This is a genomic window from Elioraea sp. (genome assembly GCF_051860475.1).
In the GTDB taxonomy this organism is placed as follows: Bacteria; Pseudomonadota; Alphaproteobacteria; order Acetobacterales; family Acetobacteraceae; genus Elioraea.
Window position 1 is genome coordinate 1 of record NZ_JBHYDW010000067.1, and the last position, 22,977, is coordinate 22,977.

Consider the following 22,977-nt stretch of genomic DNA (forward strand, 5'->3'; position numbering starts at 1 on the left):
TTGCTCGCCCGCTTGAATCAGATCCCGCCCGCGTCGGGGAATCCCCCTTGGGAGTCTCGCTCAGAAGGACTTGGTATGAAGGCGCCTACGCGGCGCGGGCGTCCTCGCGGATCATCGCGGACGCCCGCTCCGCCACCATCAGCACCGCCGGCTGGATGTTGGACGACGGCACGAGCGGGAAGACGCTCGCATCGACCACGCGCAGCCCGGCCACACCCTTCACGCGCAGCCGCGGATCGAGCGGGGCCGCGTCATCGTCGCCCATCCGCACCGTTCCGCAGGGGTGATAGACGGTGGAGGCGACTGAGCGCACCCACTCGGACAGCGCCGCGTCGGTGGTGACTGCCGCACCGGGCTGGATCTCCGCCTCGATCAGCGGCGCGATCGGCGGCGTCGCGGCAATCGTCCGCGCGCGCTTCACTCCTTCGACGGTCAGGTAGAGGTCGTTCGGCGCGCTGAAGTAGTTGGGCGTGATGCGCGGATGCGTCTCCGGATCGGGCGAGGCGAGGGAGATCTCGCCGCGGCTGTCCGGCCGGCAGACATTCACGTTGATCGTGAATCCCGGATGCGGATGCAGCCCCTCGGCGAGGTTGGTGAAGCTGAAGTTCAGGAACTGGAGCTGCACCTCCGGCTCCTCCGCACCCGGCGTGACGCGGGTGAACAGGCACGTGTCGGCCGCACCGACCGAGAGCGGTCCCTTGCGCGTGAACAGCCATTCCAGGCCCATGCGCACATGGCCTAACCAGGATGACGTCATCTCGTTCATCGTTCCGGCCGGACGGGTCCGGTAGGGCATGCGTACGACCAGATGGTCCTGCAGGTTCTTGCCCACACCCGGCGAACGCACGACCGCGGCGATGCCCAACGCGGCGAGCGCGTCGGGATCGCCGATGCCGGAGAGCATCAACAACTTCGGGCTCTCGATCGCGCCCGCGCTGACGATCACCTCGCGCCGCGCCGTCCAGCGCGTCGGCCCGGCGGGGCCGCGTCCCTCCACCGCCCGCGCGCGCCCCTCGGCGATGACGATGCGATGCGCGCGCGCGCCGGTCACCACGCGCAGGTTCGACCGCGACCGCGCCGGCTTCAGATAGGCGCGCGCTGAGCTGACCCGCCGGCCCCGGCTGACATTCACCGGCATCACGCCCGCACCCTCGTACCAGGCGCCGTTGAAATCCGCGCAGGCGGTCTCGCCGGCGGCGTGGCAGGCGTCGAGGAAGGCGTGCCCGGCCTCGGAGCGGTACGGCGCCGGGCCGCAGCGGATCGGCCCCGCGGTGCCGCGCCACTCGGACGGCGGACCCTCCCAGCACTCCATCGCCTTGAACGCGGGCAGGCACGCCTCGAACGACCAGCCGCGCGCGCCGGATTGCGCCCAGCGGTCGTAGTCGCGCGGGGAGCCGCGCAGGAACGCCATGCCGTTGATGCTGCCGGAACCGCCGAGCACGCGCCCGCGCGGCCACTTGATGCGCCGTCCGTCGAGCCCCGGATCGGGCTCGGTCTCGTATTTCCAGTCGAACGTCCCGGCCAGGAACAGCCTGGCGTAGCCGGCGGGCAGGTGAATCCAGGGGTGGCGGTCCTCGGGCCCCGCCTCGAGCAGCGTCACGGTGACCGAACGGTCCTCCGAGAGCCGGGCGGCGAGGATGCAGCCCGCGCTGCCGCCGCCGACGATCACGTAGTCCGACTCCGAAGCCGCCGTCACGCTGTCCTCCCCTGGTGGCGCACGCACGGTATCGGGGCGCCGGCGCGGGTCAACCAGGGCTGGCCCTTGCCGCCTTCGCATGTGCACAATCGCGTTCCGTGGACACCTCGCCGACCCCCTTCCTCGACGCCGCGGTCGAGGACCTGCTCGAGCTTGCGGCCCGCGCCCGGGCCGCCGCTGCCGCCGACCCGTTCGGCAACCCGGTGCTGTCGGTCGCGCTGGGGATCAGCCGGCGGATCGATGACGGGGCGCTGAACGAGGCGTCGCTCGGGGCGGTGCTGCGCCGGCTCGCCGACGATGCCTTCCGCGACCGTGCCGTCCGCCTCGCGCGCTACGTGGGCGAGACCGGGCCGCAGCAGTTCGCGACGCTCGCCGCGCGCATCGTCCGTCCCGATCCCGCCGACAGTCCCGTGCCCTGGGCCGGCTACCGCGCCGCGGTCGAGCGGCCGCGCTACGCCGCGGTGTTCACCGCCCACCCCACCTTCTCGATGCCGTTCCCCGCGGCCGCCCTGCTCGCGCGCGCCGCGCATGACGAGACCGCCGGGCGCACCGCCCCGCCCACGCACCGTCCGGCGCCGATCACGCTCGACGAGGAGTTCGCTCAGGCGGCCGGGGCGATCGCGCATGCGCGGAACGCGATCGACGCGCTGGTCGGCGCGCTCGTGTCGGCCGCGCGCGCCGCCTGGCCGGACCGCTGGGCGACGCTGAACCCCGCGCCGGTGCTCGCCGCGTCCTGGGTCGGCTACGACACGGACGGGCGCACCGATATCGGCTGGGCCGACACGATCCGGTTCCGGCTGCGCATGAAGGCGATGGGGCTCGCCCGGCTGACCGCGGTCGTGCCGGCCGGACCACTTGCCGACACGGTCGCCGCCGCGCTCGCCGAGACCGACCGGCAGCACGCGCTCTGCCCCGTCGGCACGTCGCCCGAGCCCGACGACGTGCAGCGTTTCGCGTGCGCGCTGGTCGCCGGACGCGAAACGGCGCTGACCGGGATCGAGACGCTGCGCGGCCAGTTCGACGCCGCGATCGCCGCGGCCGACGACGCGGCGCGCCCGGGACTCGTGGTCGCGCGCGCGGGGCTCGTCTCGCACGGGCTCTCGCTCGCGCATACCCATGTGCGTCTGAACGCGCAGCAGGTGCACAACGCGCTGCGCCACCGCCTCGGCTTCGACGCCATGCCCGAGGACCGTGCGCGGCGCCGCGGGCTGATCGCCGCGATCAACACGGCGCTCGGTACGGTCCGCCCGGTGCCGGTGGATTTCGGCGCGGTGCTCGCCGAGCAGTCCTCGGCCGCGCGGCTGATGATGACGCTCGCGCAGATCCTGAAGCACATCGACGGATCGCAGCCGATCCGCTTCCTGATCGCCGAGACCGAGACGGGCTACACGCTGCTCGCGGCGCTATGGCTCGCGCGCCGCTTCGGGGTGGAGGAGCGGGTCGAGATCTCGCCCCTGTTCGAGACGCCCGAGGGGCTCGAGCACGGTGCGCGGGTGCTCGAGGAGGCGCTGCGCTCGCCGCATTTCCGCGCCTATCTCCGGCGCACCGGGCGGCTCTGTCTCCAGTTCGGCTACTCGGATTCCGGGCGCTTCGTCGGCCAGCCGGCCGCCTCGTTCCTGATCGAGCGGCTGCGCCTGAAGCTTGCCGAGACGCTGCGGCGATTCGACCTGGGCGGGCTCGAACTGGTGCTGTTCAACACCCATGGCGAGTCGATCGGACGCGGCGCGCATCCGGGAAGCCTCGCCGACCGGCTGGAGTATCTCGCGCCGGCGCAGTCGCGCGCGCGCTTCGCCGAGGCGGGGTTGTTGGTGCGCGAGGAGTCGAGCTTCCAGGGCTCGGACGGATACCTGCTGTTCGGCACCCCCGAACTCGCCTCGGCCGCGGTGGCGCGGATCGCCGAGCACGCGCTCGCCCCACCGGCGGCCCCGGACGATCCGATCTATGCCGAGGCCGACTACGCCGCCGAGTTCTTCGGCACCGTGCGCGCTGCGGTGGAGGGGCTGGTGCTCGATCCGGGCTACGCCGCGCTGCTCGGCGCCTTCGGCCCCGCGCTGCTCGACCCCACGGGGTCACGCCCGGCCAAGCGCCAGACCGACGGGATGGGCGGGCCGGCGATGATCAGCCACCCGCGCGAGCTCCGCGCGATCCCGAACAACGCGATCCTGCACCAGCTCGGCTGGCTGGCGAACACGCTGCACGGGCTCGGCCAGGCGGTCGCCCGCGCGCCCGAGACCTTCGCCGAGATGCGCGCGCGGAGCCCGCGCTTCGGCCGGGCGATGGCGATGGCGGCAGCGGCGCGCGCGGCGGGCGATCTCGACATCCTGCGCGGCTATGTCGCCACCCTCGATCCAGGCACCTGGCTCGACCGCGCGCAGCGCTCGACGCGGCCGGGGCGGCGCGAGCAGCTCGCGACCGTCGCGCAGGCGCTGGAGTCGCTCGGCCTCGTCGCCTCGGTGCGCCGGCTGTTCCGGCGTCTCCAGGCCGACGCGCTGGCGCTCGATGCGGCCTGGCGCAGCGAGGGCGCGTCGGACCGGCTGGTGGTGATGCATGCGCTGCGCATCGCCGCGATCCACCGCATCTGGCTGCTGGCCGCGCGCGTGCCCGATTTCAGCCCGCGCCATGGCGTGACGCGCGCCGCGCTGGTGGCGCGCATCCTGCGGCTCGACGTGTCGGACGCGGTCGATCTGCTGGAGGAGGTGTTCCCCTCGCTGCCCGACCCGGCCGCGGCGATGGCGTTCGGTGAGCCGGCGGGGCCGCGCGCCGCCACCACCTACGAGGCCGAACACGCCGAGATCCTCGGCCCGATGCGGCGCTGGTTCGCGCTGGTGCGCGAGGGCTCGGCGGCGATCGCCCACGAGGTCGGATCGTTCGGGTAGCGGGTCAGGCCGCCTGTTCGAGCAGCGCCATCGCCTCGTCAGGGCCGAGCAGGATCTCGGCGAGGCGGGCGATCTCGGCACGGCCGATCCCGCCTTTCGGCGCCGCCGCGGCCGCGCGCATCAGCATGCCGACCGGCTCGCGCGCCGCGGCGAGCGCGCCCTTGAACGAGGCGGTCGCGCCGGCGAGCCGGCCTGCCGCCTCGATCCGCTTGGCGGCATGAGCCGCCGTCTCGAGCGCGCGCACGGCGTCGGCCTCCACCGCGCCCTCGCGCGCGAGCGCGGCCAGCGGCGCGATCACGGAATCGCGCACGGTCGCGGTGAACTGCCCGCCGAGGATGCGCCCGGCTTCGATCGCAAGCGCATCGAAGCGCGGCATGCCTTCCAGCACCGAGACGATCGTCACCAGCCGCATCGCCGCTTGGCCGCGCCGTTCCGCGGCCAGGCCGGGTCCATCGACCGGCTCCAGGAGATCGGCCTTCAGCGCCTCGGCCACCTCGGCCACCACGGAGAACACGCCGGGCCGGTCCAGCTTCGCGGCGATGTCGCGGATGATGCGCGTCACCGACTCGGGGAACTCCGAGTGGAACAGCATCGAGGCGGCGATCAGGCGGAACAGCCCGGGGTCGCGCTGGACGCAGCCGAGCAGCAGGTGCCGGTGCGGCGCGGTCGGCAGCGTCGGGTCGAGGGCCACGCCGTTGCGCGGCAGCATCGCCGCCGCGATCGCCTCGCCGAGCCGCAGCAGCGGCAGGATGCTGCCGAGCGAACGCCCCAGCAGCTGCGCGTCATGGCCGGCAGCGGCGAGGGCGCGGCCGATGCCGCGCGGATCGTCGTGGAACGCCGCGAGCGCGTCGACCGCGCCCGGCCAGAGCCGGCGCCCGACCGCCATCACCGCGAGCGTGTCGTCCGCGCGGCGGCCTTCGGCGAGCCGCTCGCCCTCGGCCAGGGCGGCGGGATCGATGCGCTCACGCACCAGCGCGAACAGCGGCGGCAGCACGCTGCGCGGCAGCCGCAGCGCATCGCGCGGCGCGGCCTCGCCTGCGCAGAGCAGCCCTTCGAACGGCACGACCAGGGCGCGCTGCGGGGTCAGCGGCCGGGGGATATGCAGCCCGGCGATGCGCGGCCGCACCAGCTCGACCAGGTCCTCGACCTCGGCGCGGCGCGGGTGCCGGTCGATCGCCGCGATCACCGCGCGCAGGCGGGCTTCCGGCGCGTTGCGCAGGCTGTTGGCGATCTCGGTGCGGATCGCGCCGTCCGCGGTCATGCGACGGTGCGCGCGAGCGCGCGCTCGTTGCGGGCGATCACGTCGGCCTCGGCGACCTCGGCGAGCCACTCGCTGCCGCGCGCGACCTTGCGCGCGTGGTTCGGCGCGGCGAGCGGCTGCACCGTCGCGCCCGTCACCTCGCGCGGCAGGATGGGCAGCAGCAGATGGAGTTCCGGCAGCACGTGGCGGCGGCTGCCGGGCGCCATGTCCCCGGCCCAGTCCCACAGCGAGACGAGCACCGCCCAGCCGTCGAGCAGCCACTCCGCACGCGTGAGCCTCGCCTTGGTGGCGACGCGATCCTCCGCCCAGGCCATCAGCAGCGCCTGCGGACGCGTCGCCTCCGCGCGGGCGCGTGCCAGCGCATCGGCGGCGAGCGCGGCGGTCATCCTGCCCACATCGAGGATCGCGCGAGCCGAGTCCGGGTCGGCGCGCGGGTCCTCCTCGGCGAGCGCCTTCACCTCGGCGAGCATGCGCTCGACAGCCGCGAGATCGCGCCCGGTCTGGGTCGGCCGGTCGGCCGTGCCGCCGATGCGCGCGAGCACGGCGGCGAGCTCCTCCAGGGTCTGGGCCAGCACCTCCGGCGCGAGGCCGAGGCGCGGCGCGATCGGCGCGAGCAGCGCGGGGGCGAGGTTGATCAGCTCCTGGCGCGAATGGGCCTTGGCGATGGTGTCGGAGCCGGCGAGGCCCGCCTGGCCGAGCAGGGTGGCGAGCAGCGTCGCGTAGCCGCCGCGCCACTCGCGCTCCTCGGCCTCGATCGCGGCGATCGCGGCGCCCTTCGCCGCCTGGCCGCCATAGCCCTCGGCCGACACCGCGCGCGCCGCGCGGCGGATCTCGAGCGGGCTGATCGCGCCCGTCTCCTCGATCCGCTTGAACACCAGCCGGTCATGCACGGTGACGCGGGCGATCTCGACCACCCCTTCCCACGGCCCGACATACCAGCCCGGGCCGCCGGAGGGATTGCGCATGACGACCTCGCGCAGCCCGCCGATGCCGAGCCGCACCCGCGCCTGCTGAAGCAGCGGCGAGGTGAACGGCACGGTCGCGCCGCGCTCGAGGAACGTGGCGGGCTGGAAGTCCGAGAGCAGGGCTCGCGGCGCGGCAGAAGCCGGGGAGGTCATGGATGGTGCGCGTCCCCAGAGTGGGCGATGCCGAGGCGCCATCCTGCCACTGCATGGTTAACGAGATGCTGCGGGCGCGGCGCCCGCGGTCAGCGCCCCTCGAACACCGGCTTCCGCTTGGCCAGGAACGCGCGATAGGCGTTCTGGTAGTCCTCCGTGCGGGTGAAGTCGTTCACCGCCGCCTCCTCCTCCGGCGTGATCGGCAGGGGGCCGCGCAGGCGTTGCAGCGCGCGCTTGTGGAACCGCGCCGAGAGCGGCGCGCCCTCGCAGATGCGCCGGGCGAGCGCCATCGCCTCCGACTCCACCTGGTCGTCGGGCACGACGCGGGAGAGCAGGCCCTTCTGGTACGCCTCGGTGCCGTTGAAGATCCGCCCCTCGATGAAGATCTCGGCGGCGACCGCGTAGCCCGCGATCTGCACCACCGGGTCCATCTCGGCATAGGGGTACCAGATGCCGAGATTGCGCGCGGTGATGCCGAAGCGCATCGATTCCCCACCGACGCGGAAGTCGCACATGGTGGCGATGCCCGCGCCGCCGCCGATGCAGACGCCGCGGATCATCGCGACCGTCGGGTGGCGGCAGGTGCGCAGGGTCTGGAAGGCCTCGTGCGTCACCTCGCCATAGTGATCCTCCTTCTCGCGGTTGCCGCGCTCGGCCTCGAAGGCGGAGATGTCGGCGCCGGCGCTGAACGCCTCCGCACCCGCGCCGCGCAGCACGACACAGCGCAGGCCGTCGTCATCGGAGAGCCGGCGCATCACGGCGCCGAGCGTGCGCCACATCGCGAGATCGAAGGCGTTGCGCTTGGCCGCACGGTCGAACACGACGACGCCGATGTGCTGCTCGGGGCGTTCGGTGCGGATATGCGGGCTCTCGTCCATCGTGGGTCCTTTCAGGAGTCGAACGCGGCACGCCCGTTCACGTGCCGCCAGTGGTGCCAGAGCAGGCGCGCGGCGAGGCCGCGATACGGCGCCCAGGGCTCGGCGAGCGCCCGCAGCGCGCGCTCGGCCGGGCGCGCGGGCAGGCCGCGCAGATCGGCCAGGCTCGCCGCCAGCGCCAGATCGGCCGCCGGGAAGACGTCGCGGCGCTGAAGCGCGAACAGCAGATAGATCTCGGCCGACCAGCGGCCGAAGCCCTTCAGCGCGGCGATCGCGGCGATCGCCTCCTCGTCGGGCATGGCGGCGAGCGCGGAGGCGTCGAGCCGCCCCTCGGCGACCGCCTCGGCGAGTCCGCGCGCATAGGCGATCTTCGGGCGCGAGAGCCCGGCCTGGCGCAGCGCGTCATCGGAGAGGGCCAGGAAGGCGCGCGGGCAGGGGGGTGTCGCGAGGAGCGCCCGGAGCCGGGTCCAGATCGCGGCGGCAGCCAGGTTGCTGATCTGCTGGCCGACGATCGCGGCGAGCAGGCCGGCGAAGCCCGCCTCGCGGGTGCGCCAGGGCAGCTTCCCGGCGCGCCGCTCGATCGCGGCGAAGGCGGGTTCGCGCGCGCAGAGGCGGCGCAGCGCGGCACGCTCGGCCGGCGGGACGGGTGGGGCCTCGGACACGCGGCGGAGACTGCCGCCGCGTGCCCCGGGCGTAAAGTGCGCCGGCCGCGCCTCAGCCGACCCGGCGCAGGCGGCCGGTATCGCGGTCCATCTCGAAGGTCGCGATCACGCCGCCGTTCTCGGTGGTGAGCGTGAACCGCGCCGTGCGGCTGCCGGAGTCCGTCACCTCGCCGATCCGCCAGGTGCGCTCGCCGAACCAGAGCAGGCCGGCCTCGGCGATCTTGCGCACGTCATCGTTGGTCAGGTTCTTGTTGTCGCGGTTGATGAAGAACCCGGCCAACGGGCCGCCGCGATGGTGGTGGCCGCGGTGCCAGCCGCGCTCGCCGCGCATCGCCTCGCGCCGGTCGGCGCGCGGGCCCATCGGCCGGTCGCCGCGCTCCATCATCATGCCGGGGCCGCCGCCCGTGCCCGGCCCGCCCTGGGCGAACGCACCCAGGCTGCCGGCGCCGTAGCCCACCAGCCCCGCCGTGGCGAGCCCGCCTGCCACCAGCGCCACCTTCAAGATCCGGCTCATTCTCGTCCTCCGTCGTGACCATCCCGGGATCGGGACCGCGGGCAGCATGGTCCGGGCGGCTTGCGCGCGTGTGTCGGAGCGCGGGCCGGCGCGCGACGAAGTGTGACGAAGTGCGACAGGCGGCCGGCGCGCAATGCGCCGCAACAGTCCAGGCGTTGCCGCCGCAGCGCGCGCGCGCCACAACCGCGCCATGGCCGAGCCCGCGCCGCATCTCCTGGTGGTGGACGACGACCGCGAGATCCGCGACCTGCTCGCGCGGTTCCTGGAGAAGCACGGGTTCCGCGTCACGACCGCGCGCGACGGGCGGGACCTCCGCCGCGCGATTCCCAACGGCCACTACGCGCTCGTCGTGCTCGACCTGATGCTGCCGGGCGAGGACGGGCTCTCCCTGCTGCGCTGGCTGCGCGAGGAGCGGGGGCGGCTGCCGGTGGTGATGCTGACCGCGATGGGCGAGGAGACCGACCGGATCGTCGGGCTTGAGCTCGGCGCCGACGACTACGTGCCGAAGCCGTTCAACCCGCGCGAGCTGCTCGCGCGCATCCGCGCGGTGCTGCGCCGCACGGACGGCGCGGCGCCCGAGCCAGCCGAGCCGGGCGCGACCTTCCGCTTCGCCGGCTGGACGCTCGAAACCGCGCGCCGCCGCCTGCTCGATCCCTCGGGCACCGAGGTGGCGCTCACCGGCGGGGAGTTCGACCTGCTGCGCATCCTCGCCGAGCGCGCCGGCCGCGTGCTGACGCGCGACATGCTGATGGACCTGCTGCACGGCCGCTCGACCGGCCCGTTCGACCGCGCGATCGACGTCGCCGTCAGTCGGCTGCGCCGCAAGATCGAGGACGACGGCAAGTCGCCTGCCCTGATCAAGACCGTGCGCGGCGGCGGCTATGTGCTCGCTGCTCCGGTGGAACGCGCATGAGGCTGTGGCCCGCCTCGATCGCCGGGCGCACCTTCCTGGTGCTGCTCATTGGCCTGTTCGCCGCGCAGGTGGTCGGGCTGACGATCCACGCCGTCGACCGCGTCGGGCTGCAGCGCGCCGCGCAGGGGCGCGAGGCGATGGCGCGCACCTGGGCGGTCTGGCGCACGGTCGTCACGGCGCCGCCCCCGCTGCGGCCCGACCTGATCGAGACGGTCGAACTGCCTGAGGGGTTCCGCGCGTCGCTCGACCCTGCGCCGTTCGTGCGCGAGGGCGCCGCTCTGCCCGGACCGATGGGCCGGCGGCTGTCGGAGGGGCTTGGGCGGATGGGGCCTCCCCGGCTGCGTCCGCGCGAGGTGCGGGTCGGCGAGGCGCCCGGGGGCGGGGTCGCGGCGGCGCTGCGCCTGCCCGAGGGCGAATGGCTGAACATCGTCGGCCGCTGGCCGCGCCCGCAGCCCTGGTCGTCGCCGGCGTTCCTCGCGGCGCTGGCGGTGATGACGGCCGCTGTGGCGGGGCTGTCGTTCTGGGCGGTGCGGCGGCTGACCGCGCCGCTGCGCGAGCTTGCGGGGGCGGCGGAGCGGCTTGGCCGCGACGTGAGCACACCGCCCCTGCCGGAACGGGGCCCGCGCGAGGTGGCGCAGGCGGCCGCGGCGTTCAACACGATGCAGGCGCGGATCCGCCGCTTCGTCGAGGACCGCACCGCGATGCTGGCGGCGATCGGGCACGACCTGCGCACGCCGATCACGCGGATGCGGCTGCGCGCCGAGTTCGTCGAGGACGAGGGCGTGCGCGCGAAGATGCTGGCCGATCTCGCCGAGATGGAAGCGATGGTGGCGGCCACGCTCGCCTTCGCGCGCGACGATGCGGCCGCCGAGCGGGCGGTGCCGCTCGATCTCGTCGCGCTGCTGCGCACGGTCGCGGACGAGGCGAACGATGTCGCCGGGCGTGAGGTGGTGACGGCCGAGGCGTCGGCGCATCGGACCGTGACGGCGCGCCCGCTGGCGCTGAAGCGCGCGCTGGGGAACCTGGTGGGGAACGCGGTCGCCTATGCCGGGTCGTGCCGCGTGCGGCTGGCCCAGCCCGAGGGCGGGATGATCCGCATCGCGATCGAGGACGACGGGCCGGGAATTCCCGAGGACGAGCTGGAGCGCGTGTTCCAGCCGTTCCATCGCGTCGAGCGCAGCCGGTCGCGCGAGACCGGCGGAGCGGGGCTCGGCCTGCCGATCGCGCGCACGATCCTGCGCGGCCATGGCGGCGACGTCACGCTTGCGAACCGTCCCGGCGGCGGACTGGCGGTGACGGTGACGCTGCCGGCGTAGCGCCGGGATCAGGCGCCGAGCAGCGACCTCAGCCGCGCGACCGCACTGTCGGGCGTGGTCAGCACGGGCCTGCCGGTGGCCCTGGCGACGACGGGGGCGGCGCGGGCGAGGCTGAACTGCGCGAGCGCGATCGCCTCGCAGTCGCCCAGTCCCTGCGCCGCTTCGGCCGCGCGTGCGTCATGCACCGCCCCGTCTCCCTGCTCCAGCGCCGCCATCGCGCCCTCGGCGAAGCCCTCGCGCAGGTCGAGCGTGATCCCGCGTCGGGCCGCCGCCTCGGCGAATTCGGGGCGCATCGAGTCGAAGGTCGGCCGGAACGTCGCCACCAGCCCGATCCGCCCCGACGGCGCGGCGTCGAGCGCCGCGTCGATCATCGCCTCGTTGGGCTTCAGCACGGGGATCGTCGGATGCGCCGCCTTCACCGCCTCGATCGGTGGGCCGAACGCGCTGCACGTGAACAGGATCGCATCCGCCCCGGTGCGCCGCGCATAGGCGGCGAGCCCAAGGAACCGCTCGGTCATTGCCGGCGTCAGCGCGCCGTCGCGCGCGAGATCGGCCGACAGACTGTCATCGAGCAGGTTCATCAGCATCGGCTCGGGCCAGAGCCGCGCGAACGCCTCCATGATCGCCGGCGGCGAGAGACGGAGCGCGTGGATCAGCGCGATGCGGGGGGCGGCCATGGTCAGCGTCCTGCACAGGAGACCAGCGGGGAGGGGAAGTCGACGCAGCCGGGGAATCCGATCTCGCCGCCCTCCAGCCGCTGCACGCGGAGCAGGTTCGGATCGCCGTCGCAGCCGAATCCCATGCCCGCCATGCGCGCGAACGGCCCGGGCGGCCGGGCGACCGGCCGGAGCCGGATCTCGACGCCCTCCGGCGTGGCGCGCACGGTCTCGATCAGCCGCTGCTGGAACACCGGCTCGAGCAGCGTGGTGTGCAGCACGATATCGCGGGTGAAGATCACCGTCGGCTGGGCGAGGCAGGCGGCGGCGGTCGCACCGCGCAGCGGCGGTGTGTGCCCGCCGCTCCAGGCGCCGTAGAGCCAGGCATGCGGCTCGGTCTGCGCGGATGCGGCGGCGGGCGCGAACAGGACGACGATCGCAAGAGCAAGGCGGCGCAACGGTGATCCCCCGGAGTCTGAGACAACGGCCCGACCCTAGCGGAGGCGGCGCCGCGGCGGAACCTCAGGCGCGCGCCGGCACGGCCATACCTGGGTCGCGGACGGGAATGTGCACCGCGGCGGCGAAGGCGCCGGCCAGGATGGCGATGATCCACATCAGGTCGTAGCTGCCGGTGCGGTCCCAGATCACGCCGCCGAGCCAGGCACCGGTGAACCCGCCGATCTGATGGCCGAGGAAGACCAGCCCGAAGATCGTCGCCAGCCACTGCGTACCGAACCGCCGCGCCACCAGCGCCACCGTCGGCGGGACGGTGGAGAGCCACAGCACCCCCATCGCGGCGCTGAACAGCGCCAGCGTCAGTTCGGTCTTCGGCCCGAGGAAGAACACGGTCATCACGACGGCGCGGCCGCCATAGATCAGCATCAAGAGCTCACGCCGGCGCCACCTGCCGGTCAGTTCCCCCGAGAGCAGCGAGCCGGCGATGTTGAACAGCCCGATCAGGCTGATCGAGGTGGCACCCCAGGACGGATGCAGCCCGCAGGAGGCGACGAAGCCCGGGATGTGCACGGTCAGGAACGAGACATGCACGCCGCAGACGAAGAAGCCCCAGAACAGGCACCAGAAATAGCCGGTGGAGAGCGCCTCCTTCAGCGCCACGCCGGCGCCGACCGAGCGGCCCTCGGTCGGCGGCGCCGGCCGGTCGGCGAGCGGCAGGGCGAGCGGGATCGCCACGAGCGCCACCGCCGCCATGGCGAACAGCGCGCCCTGCCAGCCGAAGGCGTCGATGCCAAGCTGCACCAGCGGCACCACCGAGAACTGGCCGAAGGAGGAGCCCGCGGTCGCAAGCCCCGTGGCGCGCGCGCGCCAGTCCTGCGGCAGCAGGCGCGAGAGGCTCGCCATCACGATCGGGAAGCCGGCGGCCGAGACCGCCACCCCCATCACCAGCCCGGCGCCGAGGAAGAACACCGCGAGCGAGGAGGCGAGCGCCATCACCAGCAATCCGCCGGCATACAGCAGCCAGCCGCCGATCAGCACGCGCTGCCCGCCGATCCGGTCGGCGACGTTGCCGCACATCGGCTGCGAGACGCCGTTCAGCAGCACCTGCACCGCGATCGCGAGCGCGAAGGCCGAGGCGGTCCAGCCCTGGGCGGCCGTCATCGGCGCGAGGAACAGCCCGAAGCTCTGCCTCAGCCCCATCGAGAGCGCGCAGAGCACCACGGCACAGAGGAGCAGGAGCCGGACGGGCATGCGGGGGCGAGCCTAGCCGAGCGCGGACCCGCGTCCAATCGATAGCGCTGAGGTGAGCCATGCGCCTTGCCGATGCCACGCTCGCGTGGCAATCCCCGGCAGCCCTCCGACCGACGGACGCTACGTGGAACTGCCCTTCCTGCACACGCTCTACCGGCGCGTCCTGACGCTCGCGGCCCATCCGCAGGCGCGGGTGTGGGTGTTCATCATCGCCTTCGTCGAATCCTCGGTGTTCCCGATCCCGCCCGACGTGATCCTCGCGCCGATGGCGGTGGCGCGGCCCGACCGGTGGCTCTCCTCGGCGCTGATCTGCACCGCGGGCTCGGCGCTCGGGGGCCTGCTCGGCTATGCGATCGGCTGGGGGCTCTACGAGGCGATCGGCGTGCCGATCATCGAGCTCTACCGGATGCACGAGGCGTATGAGCGGTTCCGCGCGCTCTACCTCGAATACGACTGGATGGTGGTGGCGATCGCCGGGTTCACGCCGATCCCCTACAAGCTCGCGACCATCGCCTCGGGTGCCGTGCAGATGGCGGTGGTGCCGTTCTTCATCGCGAGCGCGCTGTCGCGCGGGGCGCGGTTCCTGATGGTGGCGCTGGTGGCGGCGAAGTTCGGCCCGCCAGTGCTGGCGGTGATCGAGAAGCGGCTGACCCTGTTCACGATCGCCTTCCTGGTGCTGCTGGTCGGCGGGTTCGTGCTCGTGCGGTATCTCTGACGGCGGACGGCCACGCACCCTGCCGCGCGTGGCCGCACTGTCCAGGCAGGCGATGAGGCGTCAGGCGCGGCGAAACGCGCTGGCGCGGGCTCTGCGGGCGGCGGCAAGGCCGAGCAGCCCGGCGGTCAGCAGCGCGAGGCTCGCCGGCTCGGGCACCGGCACGCCAACCACCAGTGTCTGGCCCTTCACCAGCCCCTGCCCGTTCGCCAGTGGCGTCAAGCCGAGCGGGACCCAGTAGGACGACAGATCCGCGGCCCCAAGCGCCGCGACGATCCCGGTGAGCGCCGACTGCGTGTTCGCGTTGATCGTCCGCGTGAACGCGGCGCCGTAGGCGACGTCCCAGATCGCAACCTGGTAGGCGGCCGACTTCGCCGATGTCAGCGTCGCGTTCTGCAGCTCCAGCGTGGCCTGCTCGGCCAGCCAATGGATCTGCTTCTGCTGCCCGAGCGTCAGCGGATAGTCCACCGGCGGCTGGCCCGGCGTGCTGTCGCCAGCCGCTTGGAGCGGGCCGAGCTGATACGTCGTCGGCTTCTTGATGACGTTGAAGATGTCGGCGCAGAACGCGTACCAGTCGCCCGCCGTCGTGGTGAGCTTGAACATGCCGGCCTTGACGGCGCCGATCGCGCCGCTGGGCTCGATGATGGTGACGTTCTGGGATCCTGCCGCGAAGCTGTAGTTGGTCATGGTGATGGTGGATGCAGCCGTCGGCGCGGCGCCCACGGTCGCGAGAATGCCGGCCGCGACCACGGCCGAAGCGGCAAGACGGGCCATCATCATGAGGACATCCCCCGGTAGTGCGAACACGATGCCCGATCCCCCGATCGGACACTTTTCGCGTACGCCATCCGCTGATGGACGTCAAGTCAATTTGATCATGTTGACTTATTTATTGGATGATATGGCCCGAAGAATACAACCTAGACGAGAGCGCCCTTGATCTCGTCCAGACTCGCCGGGTCGTCGATGGTCGGCGGCACGACGTAGTCCTGCCCGTCGGCGATCTTCCGGATCGTGGCGCGCAGCACCTTGCCCGAGCGCGTCTTCGGCAGGCGCGGCACGACGCGGGCGGTGCGGAACGCAGCCACGGGCCCGATGCGCTCGCGCACCATCGCCACGAGCTCGCGTTCAAGCGTCGCCTCGTCCTTGGTCACGCCCGCCTTCAGCACCACGAGCCCCAGCGGCACCTGGCCCTTCAGCGCGTCCTTCACGCCCACCACCGCGCACTCGGCCACATCCGGGTGCGCGGCCAGCACCTCCTCCATCGCGCCGGTGGAGAGCCGGTGCCCGGCGACATTGATGATGTCGTCGGTGCGGCTCATCACCCACACATAGCCGTCGTCGTCGATCATGCCGGCATCGGCCGTGGTGTAGTGGCCCGGGTGCTGGCTCAGATAGGCGTCGCGGAAGCCCGCGTCGTTGTTCCAGAGCGTCGGCAGGCAGGAGGGCGGCAGCGGCAGCCTGACGACCAGATCGCCGATCGTGCCGCGCGGCACCTCGCGCCCGGCCTCGTCGAGCACGCGCAGATCGAAGCCGGGGCTGGGCTTGCCGCCCGAGCCGGGCTTGACCGGAAACAGGCCCAAGCCCCGGAAGTCGCCGGTGATCGCCCAGCCCGTCTCGGTCTGCCACCAATGGTCGATCACCGGCTTGCCGAGCAGTGTCTCGGCCCAGGTGACCGTGTCCGGATCGCAGCGTTCGCCGGCGAGAAACAGCGCCTCAAGCCGCGAGAGATCGTGGCGCCGCAGGATCCGCCCGTCCGCGTCCTCGCGCTTGATCGCGCGGATCGCCGTCGGCGCGGTGAACATCGCCTTCACGCCATGCTGCGCGCAGACGCGCCAGAACGCGCCGGCATCCGGCGTGCCGACAGGCTTGCCCTCGTAGACGATGGTGGTGCAGCCGGCGAGCAGGGGGCCGTAGACGATGTAGGAGTGCCCGACCACCCAGCCGACATCCGAGGCCGCCCAATAGACGTCGCTGGCGCCGACGCCATACAGCATCGCCATCGAGTTCATCAGCGCGACCGCGTGCCCGCCATTGTCGCGCACGATCCCCTTGGGCCGCCCGGTCGTCCCGGAGGTGTAGAGGATGTAGAGCGGATCGGTCGACGCGACCGGCACGCAGGCGTGCGGTGACGCGGCAGCCTCCGCCGCGAGCAGATCCTCGTCGCGACCGGCGGTCAGATCGCAGATATGCTCGGGCCGTTGCAGGATCAGGCAGAACGCGGGCTTGTGCGGGCTGAGCGCGATGGCGGCGTCGAGCAGCGGCTTGTAGGCGATTGTGCGGCCGGGCTCGAGCCCGCAACTCGCCGAAACGATCGCCTTGGGCTTGGCGTCCGCGATGCGGCTCGCGAGCTCGGCGGCGGCGAAGCCGCCGAACACCACCGAGTGGATCGCGCCCAGCCGCGCGCAGGCGAGCATGGCGATCACCGCCTCGGGCACCATCGGCATGTAGACGATCACCCGGTCGCCCGTCGTCACCCCGCGCGCGGCCAGCGCGCCGGCGAGCCGCGCCACCCGATCCGTCAGCGCGGCATAGGTCAGCGCCTCGATCCGCCCGGTCATCGCGCTGTCCCAGATCAGCGCCGGCTGGCCGCCCCGCCCGGCAGCGACATGGCGGTCGAGCGCGTTGAAGCAGGTGTTCAGCCGCCCGCCCGGGAACCAGCGACCGTACACACCCTCGCCGGCGTCGAAGCCGGCCCGCGGCGGCGTGTCCCAGTCGATCAGCCGTGCGCGCTCGCTCCACCACCCGGCGGGCTCGGCCCGCCAGGCCGCGTAGGTCGCCTCGTATCCGCTGGACATGCCGCGCCGCCCCTGTCCGGTCCGCTCCCGCGGCAAGCCTGCGTCAAATCGACCGAATCGTGCAATGTTGGGGACTTCACGGCCTTTTCGTGGCAGGCGCGGCAGGGCAGAATACAATCGTAGGGGGAAGGAACGGGGAATGGCAGACAACCCGACCGACTCGCCCGGCCCGTCGCCGGACGGATTGCTGGCCTGTCTGAGGGCGCTGGCCCAGGAGGCCGAGGCGCTCGGCCTCACCGTGACGCGCGACGCCATCCTGCGCGCCGCCGCCCGGCTGCTCGGCGAGGCGGCCGAACGGCTGCCGGACCATCCGGGGACGGCGCGGCTGCTGGGGGCGGGTGGCGGCTGCGGCCTGAACTGAGGCCGGCAGGCGTCAGGTGGCCAGGACCGGCGTCCGCGCGGGCTCGACGAGCCGCGGCACAGGCGGGCCGAACAGGAAGCCCTGCGCCTCGTCGCAACCCTCGGCGCGCAGGAAGCCGAGTTGCTGCTCGGTCTCGACGCCCTCCGCGAGCACGGGAATGCCCAGACTGTCCGCCAGCGTCAGCACGGCGCGGATGATGGCGCGCGCCTGCTCGCTGCGCTCGATCTCGCCCATGAACGAGCGGTCGAGCTTGATCTTGTCGAACGCGAAGGCCCGCAGCATCGACAGCGATGAGTATCCGGTGCCGAAGTCGTCCATCGCGATCGACACGCCGAGCGCCTTGATCTGGCCGAGCAGCTCGGCGGTGCGCGTGGGCTCGCTGATCAGCGCCGTCTCGGTGATCTCGAGTTCGAGCCGGGCGGGCGGGAGGCCGGTCTCGCGCAGCGTCCGCTCGATCAGCTCGGGCAGGTCGGCCGCGGCGAGCTGAACGGCCGAGACATTCACCGCGATGCGCTGCGGCGCGCGCCAGGTCGCCGCCTGCGCGCAGGCCGTGCGCAGCACCCAGGCGCCGATCGGAAGGATCAGGCCGGTCTCCTCGGCAAGCGGGATGAAATCGGAGGGCGGAATGAAGCCACGCTTCGGGTGGTGCCAGCGCAGCAGCACCTCGTAGCCCGTGATCGCTCCGGTCGCGACCGAGACCTGCGGCTGGTAGTGCAGCGCGAACGCCTCCTGCGCCAGGGCCTGGCGCAGGTCGGTCAGCATCTGGCGGCGCACCCGCACCGCCTCGTCCATCGCCTCCTCGTAACGGCAGACCCGTTCGACCGGCGCGGACTTGGCACGCTGCATCGCGAGCTCCGCATTGTTGACGAGCGCCGTGGCGCTGGCGGCATCATCCGGGAACAGCGCGACGCCGATGCACGCGCCACAGACGATGTCGGTCTCGGCGACCGTGACGGGGTGGCCGAGCGCGCCGGCAAGGCGGTGCGCAAGCTCGAGCGCGGCGTCACGCCCCGAAACCGGTGCCAGGGCGACGAACTCGTCACCGCCGAGGCGGGCGACGGACGCGCCGTCGCCCAGTGTGTGCGCGAGGCGCCGCGCGAGCGTCTGCAGCAGCAGATCGCCGACCGCATGGCCGTAGAGGTCGTTCACCTCCTTGAACCGGTCAAGATCGATCGCCAGCAGCGCGATCCGGCCGGGCGGGGCACAGGCGGCGACCGCACCCTCCAGCGCCTCGAGGAAGCCCGCGCGGTTCGCCAGGCCGGTCAGCCCGTCGGTGCGCGTGAGCTGGGCGATCCGACACTCCTGTGCGAGGCGCGGGCGCAGGTCGCGCACGGCGTACACCATCAGCCCCGGCTCGCCAGGGCGCGCCGGCTCGCTGCTCGTCGCCACCTCCACCGGGATCGCCGCACCCTCGGCCGGGCGCAGTGCCGCGCGCGTGACCGCGCCCTCGCCGATCGCCTCGGGCCCGTCGAGCCAGGCCGCGAAGGCGCCGCCGAGCAGCGCCGCGCGCGGCATGCCCGACAACGCCTCGAATGCGGCGTTCACCTCGACGATCCGGCCGCGCTGCTCGATCACCATGCCGCCCGCGGCGCTCTCCGCGAGATGGCGCAGCCGTGCGGCCGCCTCCTCCCGCGCCTGGTGGTCCACCAGGTAGCTCGCCGCGCCGGTGCCGAGCAGCAGCAGCCCCACGCCCGCGATCGCGACCGCAAGACCGGCGCGCGCCGCATCGGTGGTCGGCGCACCCTCAGGCGGGGCGAAGGGCAGCAGCGTCAGGGCCGCCATGCCGGTGAAGTGCAGCGCGACGATCGCGAGCGCGAGCAGCCCTGCCGCGCCAAGCCGTCCGCCCGCCGAGCTCACCCGCACCGCGCGGCCGAGCGCCAGCGCGCCGAGGCCGATCGCGACCAGCACAGAGGCGGCGACGACCCACGCGTCCCACTGCACCGCGGCCTCGACCGTGACGGCGCCCATCCCCGTGTAGTGCATCGCCGCGACCGTCGCGCCGAGGATCGCCCCGCCCGCCTCGGGCGCGCGCGGATCGCGCTGCGCGGCAAGCGCGAGCGCGCCGGCGCTGCCCAGGATCGCGATCAGCAGCGAGAGCGCGGTCTCGCCGGGCGCGTAGCCGATCGGCACGCCGGGGCGGTAGGCGAGCATGGCGACGAAATGGGTGCACCAGACGGTCGCTCCGGCCGCGACCGCGCCGAGGAAGATCCAGCCCGCGTGCGACAGGCCGAAGCTGGCACAGACACGCGCGCAGAGCCGCACGGACACCCACGCCCCGAGCAGGCAGACCGCGCCGGCGAGCACGACCATCCAGGGGTCGTGTGCGGCGCCGAGACAGGACAGGATACGCATGGGATCGTGGGCACCAACCAATAGCGTCACAGTTCCAGCCGTTCCATGGCCCGCGGCCGGTTAATAATGTACGGCCCCTGGGCTGCCCTGCAGGCGGGGCTGATGCGCGCGGGACGGAGCCATGGGCGAGGGGTTCGGCGGCTGGCTGGGGCGGATGATGCGCGCGACCGCGGGGCATCTGCTGACGCCGAGCCATGACGAGCGCCGTCGCCGCCTGGTCGAGCCGCTGCTGCTGCCCGAGGGGCCGCTGGCGGCCTGTCACTTCGTCGTGTTCGACCTCGAGACCACCGGACTCGCGCCCTCCCGCGGCGACCGGATCGTCGCGATCGGTGCGGTGCGCCTGCGCGGCGGGGTCGTCGACGCCGCCGACAGCTACGCGACCTTCTGCCACCCGGGACGGCCGATCCCGGCCGCCAGCACCGCGATCCACGGCATCACCGACGCAATGGTGCGCGACGCCGTGGGCTGGCCGGAGGCGGTCGCCGCGTTCCACGCCTATGCCAAGGGGGCGGTGCTGGTCGCGCACAACGCCGCCTTCGACCTGACCTGCCTGCATCTCGCCGAGCCGCGCGCCGGCGTCTCGTTCGCCATGCCGGCGCTGTGCAGCATGCGGCTGTCGCTATGGCTCGATCCGACGCAGACGGATCACAGCCTCGATGCGCTGGCGGCACGGCACGGCGTCGTCGTCGCGGGGCGGCACGACGCGCTCGGCGACGCGGTCGCCACCGCGCACCTGTTCGCCGACATGCTGCGCCGCGCCGAACTTGCCGGCGTGCGCGACCTCGACGACCTGATGCGCCGGACGCGGATGCGCGAGTCGATCGCCGCCGGCGCGGTGCAGTTCTGATCGCCGCCGGACGACCAGGCGTGGGTCGCGGGCGCGTCGGCGTGCCCTGCCGCGCCTCGGCGGCGCGCCTGGTCTGCGTCCCGCCCGACCACCCCGTCCGGCTGATCTCGACCCTCGCGCGCCCGGCGCCGGCGCGAGGGGTCTCCCCTCGCCCCCCTCGCATCGGCTAGGTATTGACCCAGAACAAGGCGCGCGCGGGCGCCGCATGGCCCCGTCCGCGCACCGCAACGACTGGGGAGACCGCCGATGCCCGACACTGTCGCGCCCAAGGCCGCCGACACCGTCATTCCCGTCGCGCCCGCGTGGGCGAAGCGCGCGCATATCGATGCGGCGAAGTACCATGCGATGGTGGCGGCGGAGAAGGCCGATCCGATCGCGTTCTGGGCGAACGAGGCGAAGCGCCTCACCTGGATGACACCGCCGACGAAGATCAAGGACGTGGACTACACCGGCACCGTGCACATCCGCTGGTACGAGGACGGCGTGCTCAACGCCTCGGCCAACTGCCTCGACCGCCATCTAGCCGCGCGCGGGGACCAGACCGCGATCATCTGGGAGGGCGACGATCCGAAGCAGAGCGCGCACATCACCTATCGGGACCTGCACGAGCGGGTGTGCCGTCTTGCCAACGCGATGAAGTCGCTCGGGGTGAGGAAGGGCGACCGGGTGACGATCTATCTGCCGATGATTCCCGAGGCGGCGGTGGCGATGCTGGCCTGCGCGCGGATCGGCGCGATCCATTCGGTGGTGTTCGGGGGATTCTCGCCCGAGAGCCTGCACGGGCGGATCGAGGATTGCGCCTCGACCCTGCTGATCACCGCGGACGAGGGGTTGCGCGGCGGGCGCAAGGTGCCGCTGAAGGCGAACGCGGACGAGGCGCTGAAGGCCGCGCCGACGATCAAGGACGTGATCGTCGTGAGGCACACCGGTGCCGCGGTCGGGATGCAGGATGGGCGCGACCATTGGTACCACGAGGTGTGCGCGGCCGCGTCGCCCGACTGTCCGCCGGAGAAGATGGGCGCGGAGGACCCGCTGTTCATCCTCTACACCTCGGGGTCGACCGGCAAGCCGAAGGGCGTGCTGCACACCACGGGCGGCTACATGGTGTGGGCGTCGTTCACGCATCAGAACGTGTTCGACTACCATGACGGCGAGATCTACTGGTGCACGGCCGATGTCGGCTGGGTGACGGGGCACACCTACATCGTCTATGGCCCGCTCGCGAACGGCGCGATCACGCTGATGTTCGAGGGCGTGCCGAACTATCCGACCGTGAGCCGGTTCTGGGAGGTGGTGGACAAGCACAGGGTCAACATCTTCTACACCGCGCCGACGGCGATCCGCGCGTTGATGCGCGAGGGCGAGGCGCCGGTGAAGCGGACGTCGCGCGCGAGCCTGCGCCTGCTCGGAACGGTCGGCGAGCCGATCAATCCGGAGGCGTGGCTTTGGTACTGGCGCAATGTGGGCGACGAGCGCTGTCCGGTGGTGGACACCTGGTGGCAGACGGAGACGGGCGGGATTCTGATCTCGCCGTTGCCGGGGGCGACGGCGTTGAAGCCTGGTTCGGCGACCTTGCCGTTGCCGGGGGTGAAGCCGGTGATCGTGGATGGCGAGGGGCGGGTGTTGGAGGGTGCGACGGAGGGCAATCTCTGCATTGCCGATTCCTGGCCTGGTCAGATGCGCACGGTGTACGGCGACCATGAGCGGTTCGTGCAGACGTACTTCTCGACCTTCCCGGGGAGGTATTTCACCGGTGACGGGGCGCGGCGCGATGCTGACGGGTACTATTGGATCACGGGCCGGGTGGATGACGTGTTGAATGTCGCGGGGCATCGGATGGGCACTGCCGAGATCGAGTCTGCGCTGGTGGCGCATGCGGCGGTGGCGGAGGCGGCGGTGGTGGGGATGCCGCACGACATCAAGGGCCAGGGCATCTACTGCTATGTGACGTTGCGGGCGGGGGTGGAGCCGACGGAGGCGTTGCGCAGGGAGTTGGTGGCGTGGGTTCGCAGGGAGATCGGTCCGATTGCGAGCCCGGATGCGATCCAGTGGGCGCCGGGTTTGCCGAAGACGCGGTCGGGCAAGATCATGCGGCGGATTTTGCGGAAGATTGCGGCGAACGAGACGGAGAATCTCGGCGACACGAGCACGTTGGCTGATCCGGCGGTGGTGACGGAGTTGGTGGCGAACCGGGTCGGGTGAGAAGGGATGGGGGGTGTGGGGGGAAGGGCCTTGCGGCCCTTGTAACTCTGGTGTCCGCAATCGTCATAGAGTGACGGTTGCGGTGGCGGGCGGGAGCCCGACTGGCCCTGG

The 22,977-nt window shown here is 72.8% G+C and carries 19 protein-coding genes; 7 read left to right on the forward strand and 12 right to left on the reverse strand.

Features of this window, described 5'->3' with window-relative positions; all coding sequences use genetic code 11:
* Positions 1–85: 85 nt before the first annotated feature.
* Positions 86–1,696 carry a GMC family oxidoreductase gene (locus ACTIFU_RS12950; RefSeq protein ID WP_439578728.1) on the reverse strand — a complete coding sequence of 537 codons (1,611 nt, stop codon included), beginning with the start codon at positions 1,694–1,696 and terminating at the stop codon, positions 86–88.
* A gap of 98 nt (positions 1,697–1,794) precedes the next feature.
* On the opposite strand from ACTIFU_RS12950, the gene ACTIFU_RS12955 reads away from it, so the two are divergent.
* Positions 1,795–4,572 carry a phosphoenolpyruvate carboxylase gene (locus ACTIFU_RS12955; protein ID WP_439578729.1) on the forward strand — a complete coding sequence of 926 codons (2,778 nt, stop codon included), beginning with the start codon at positions 1,795–1,797 and terminating at the stop codon, positions 4,570–4,572.
* A gap of 4 nt (positions 4,573–4,576) precedes the next feature.
* Here ACTIFU_RS12955 and ACTIFU_RS12960 read toward each other — a convergent pair whose 3' ends face one another.
* The 5 genes from ACTIFU_RS12960 to ACTIFU_RS12980 all read right to left on the reverse strand — a co-directional run bounded on the left by ACTIFU_RS12960 (position 4,577) and on the right by ACTIFU_RS12980 (position 9,002).
* Positions 4,577–5,833, reverse strand: a complete 1,257-nt coding sequence (locus ACTIFU_RS12960; protein WP_439578730.1) for a hypothetical protein — start codon at positions 5,831–5,833, stop codon at positions 4,577–4,579.
* Complete coding sequence (locus ACTIFU_RS12965; protein ID WP_439578731.1) at positions 5,830–6,951, reverse strand: hypothetical protein; 1,122 nt, start codon at positions 6,949–6,951, stop codon at positions 5,830–5,832. The genes ACTIFU_RS12960 and ACTIFU_RS12965 overlap by 4 nt, the downstream gene beginning before the upstream one ends.
* A gap of 89 nt (positions 6,952–7,040) precedes the next feature.
* Positions 7,041–7,829 carry an enoyl-CoA hydratase/isomerase family protein gene (locus ACTIFU_RS12970; protein WP_439578732.1) on the reverse strand — a complete coding sequence of 263 codons (789 nt, stop codon included), beginning with the start codon at positions 7,827–7,829 and terminating at the stop codon, positions 7,041–7,043.
* Positions 7,830–7,840: 11 nt separating this feature from the next.
* On the reverse strand, positions 7,841–8,488 hold the full coding sequence (locus ACTIFU_RS12975; RefSeq protein WP_439578733.1) for a DNA-3-methyladenine glycosylase family protein: 648 nt from the start codon (positions 8,486–8,488) through the stop codon (positions 7,841–7,843).
* 52 nt (positions 8,489–8,540) lie between these two features.
* Complete coding sequence (locus ACTIFU_RS12980; RefSeq protein WP_439578734.1) at positions 8,541–9,002, reverse strand: hypothetical protein; 462 nt, start codon at positions 9,000–9,002, stop codon at positions 8,541–8,543.
* Between the two features lie 190 nt (positions 9,003–9,192).
* On the opposite strand from ACTIFU_RS12980, the gene ACTIFU_RS12985 reads away from it, so the two are divergent.
* The gene (locus tag ACTIFU_RS12985; RefSeq protein WP_439578746.1) at positions 9,193–9,915 is read left to right on the forward strand and encodes a response regulator; all 723 of its coding nucleotides are present in this window, start codon (positions 9,193–9,195) and stop codon (positions 9,913–9,915) included.
* Positions 9,912–11,231 (forward strand): ATP-binding protein, encoded by a 1,320-nt coding sequence (locus ACTIFU_RS12990; protein WP_439578735.1) that lies wholly within the window; start codon positions 9,912–9,914, stop codon positions 11,229–11,231. Before ACTIFU_RS12985 ends, ACTIFU_RS12990 begins: the two co-directional genes overlap by 4 nt.
* 8 nt (positions 11,232–11,239) lie before the next feature.
* Here ACTIFU_RS12990 and ACTIFU_RS12995 read toward each other — a convergent pair whose 3' ends face one another.
* The 3 genes from ACTIFU_RS12995 to ACTIFU_RS13005 form a co-directional block, all read right to left on the reverse strand.
* Positions 11,240–11,908 carry an aspartate/glutamate racemase family protein gene (locus tag ACTIFU_RS12995; protein ID WP_439578736.1) on the reverse strand — a complete coding sequence of 223 codons (669 nt, stop codon included), beginning with the start codon at positions 11,906–11,908 and terminating at the stop codon, positions 11,240–11,242.
* A gap of 2 nt (positions 11,909–11,910) precedes the next feature.
* On the reverse strand, positions 11,911–12,345 hold the full coding sequence (locus ACTIFU_RS13000) for a hypothetical protein (protein ID WP_439578737.1): 435 nt from the start codon (positions 12,343–12,345) through the stop codon (positions 11,911–11,913).
* Positions 12,346–12,409: 64 nt separating this feature from the next.
* Entirely contained in the window at positions 12,410–13,594 is a 1,185-nt protein-coding gene (locus tag ACTIFU_RS13005) for an MFS transporter (RefSeq protein WP_439578738.1), read from the reverse strand.
* A gap of 124 nt (positions 13,595–13,718) precedes the next feature.
* On the opposite strand from ACTIFU_RS13005, the gene ACTIFU_RS13010 reads away from it, so the two are divergent.
* Positions 13,719–14,309: a YqaA family protein gene (locus ACTIFU_RS13010; protein ID WP_439578739.1), complete on the forward strand. Its 591-nt coding sequence runs from the start codon at positions 13,719–13,721 to the stop codon at positions 14,307–14,309.
* A 60-nt stretch (positions 14,310–14,369) separates the two neighbouring features.
* Here ACTIFU_RS13010 and ACTIFU_RS13015 read toward each other — a convergent pair whose 3' ends face one another.
* Entirely contained in the window at positions 14,370–15,086 is a 717-nt protein-coding gene (locus ACTIFU_RS13015; RefSeq protein WP_439578740.1) for a PEP-CTERM sorting domain-containing protein, read from the reverse strand.
* Between the two features lie 140 nt (positions 15,087–15,226).
* Complete coding sequence (locus ACTIFU_RS13020) at positions 15,227–17,104, reverse strand: AMP-binding protein (protein ID WP_439578741.1); 1,878 nt, start codon at positions 17,102–17,104, stop codon at positions 15,227–15,229.
* Positions 17,105–17,243: 139 nt separating this feature from the next.
* On the opposite strand from ACTIFU_RS13020, the gene ACTIFU_RS13025 reads away from it, so the two are divergent.
* Positions 17,244–17,465 (forward strand): hypothetical protein, encoded by a 222-nt coding sequence (locus tag ACTIFU_RS13025; RefSeq protein ID WP_439578742.1) that lies wholly within the window; start codon positions 17,244–17,246, stop codon positions 17,463–17,465.
* Between the two features lie 12 nt (positions 17,466–17,477).
* Here ACTIFU_RS13025 and ACTIFU_RS13030 read toward each other — a convergent pair whose 3' ends face one another.
* Complete coding sequence (locus ACTIFU_RS13030) at positions 17,478–19,817, reverse strand: bifunctional diguanylate cyclase/phosphodiesterase (RefSeq protein ID WP_439578743.1); 2,340 nt, start codon at positions 19,815–19,817, stop codon at positions 17,478–17,480.
* Positions 19,818–19,938: 121 nt separating this feature from the next.
* Here ACTIFU_RS13030 and ACTIFU_RS13035 point away from each other — a divergent pair, with 121 nt between their 5' ends.
* Positions 19,939–20,664, forward strand: coding sequence for a 3'-5' exonuclease (locus ACTIFU_RS13035; RefSeq protein WP_439578744.1), 726 nt, complete (start codon positions 19,939–19,941; stop codon positions 20,662–20,664).
* A gap of 246 nt (positions 20,665–20,910) precedes the next feature.
* Positions 20,911–22,866: an acetate--CoA ligase gene (gene acs, locus ACTIFU_RS13040; protein WP_439578745.1), complete on the forward strand. Its 1,956-nt coding sequence runs from the start codon at positions 20,911–20,913 to the stop codon at positions 22,864–22,866.
* Positions 22,867–22,977: the final 111 nt, after the last annotated feature.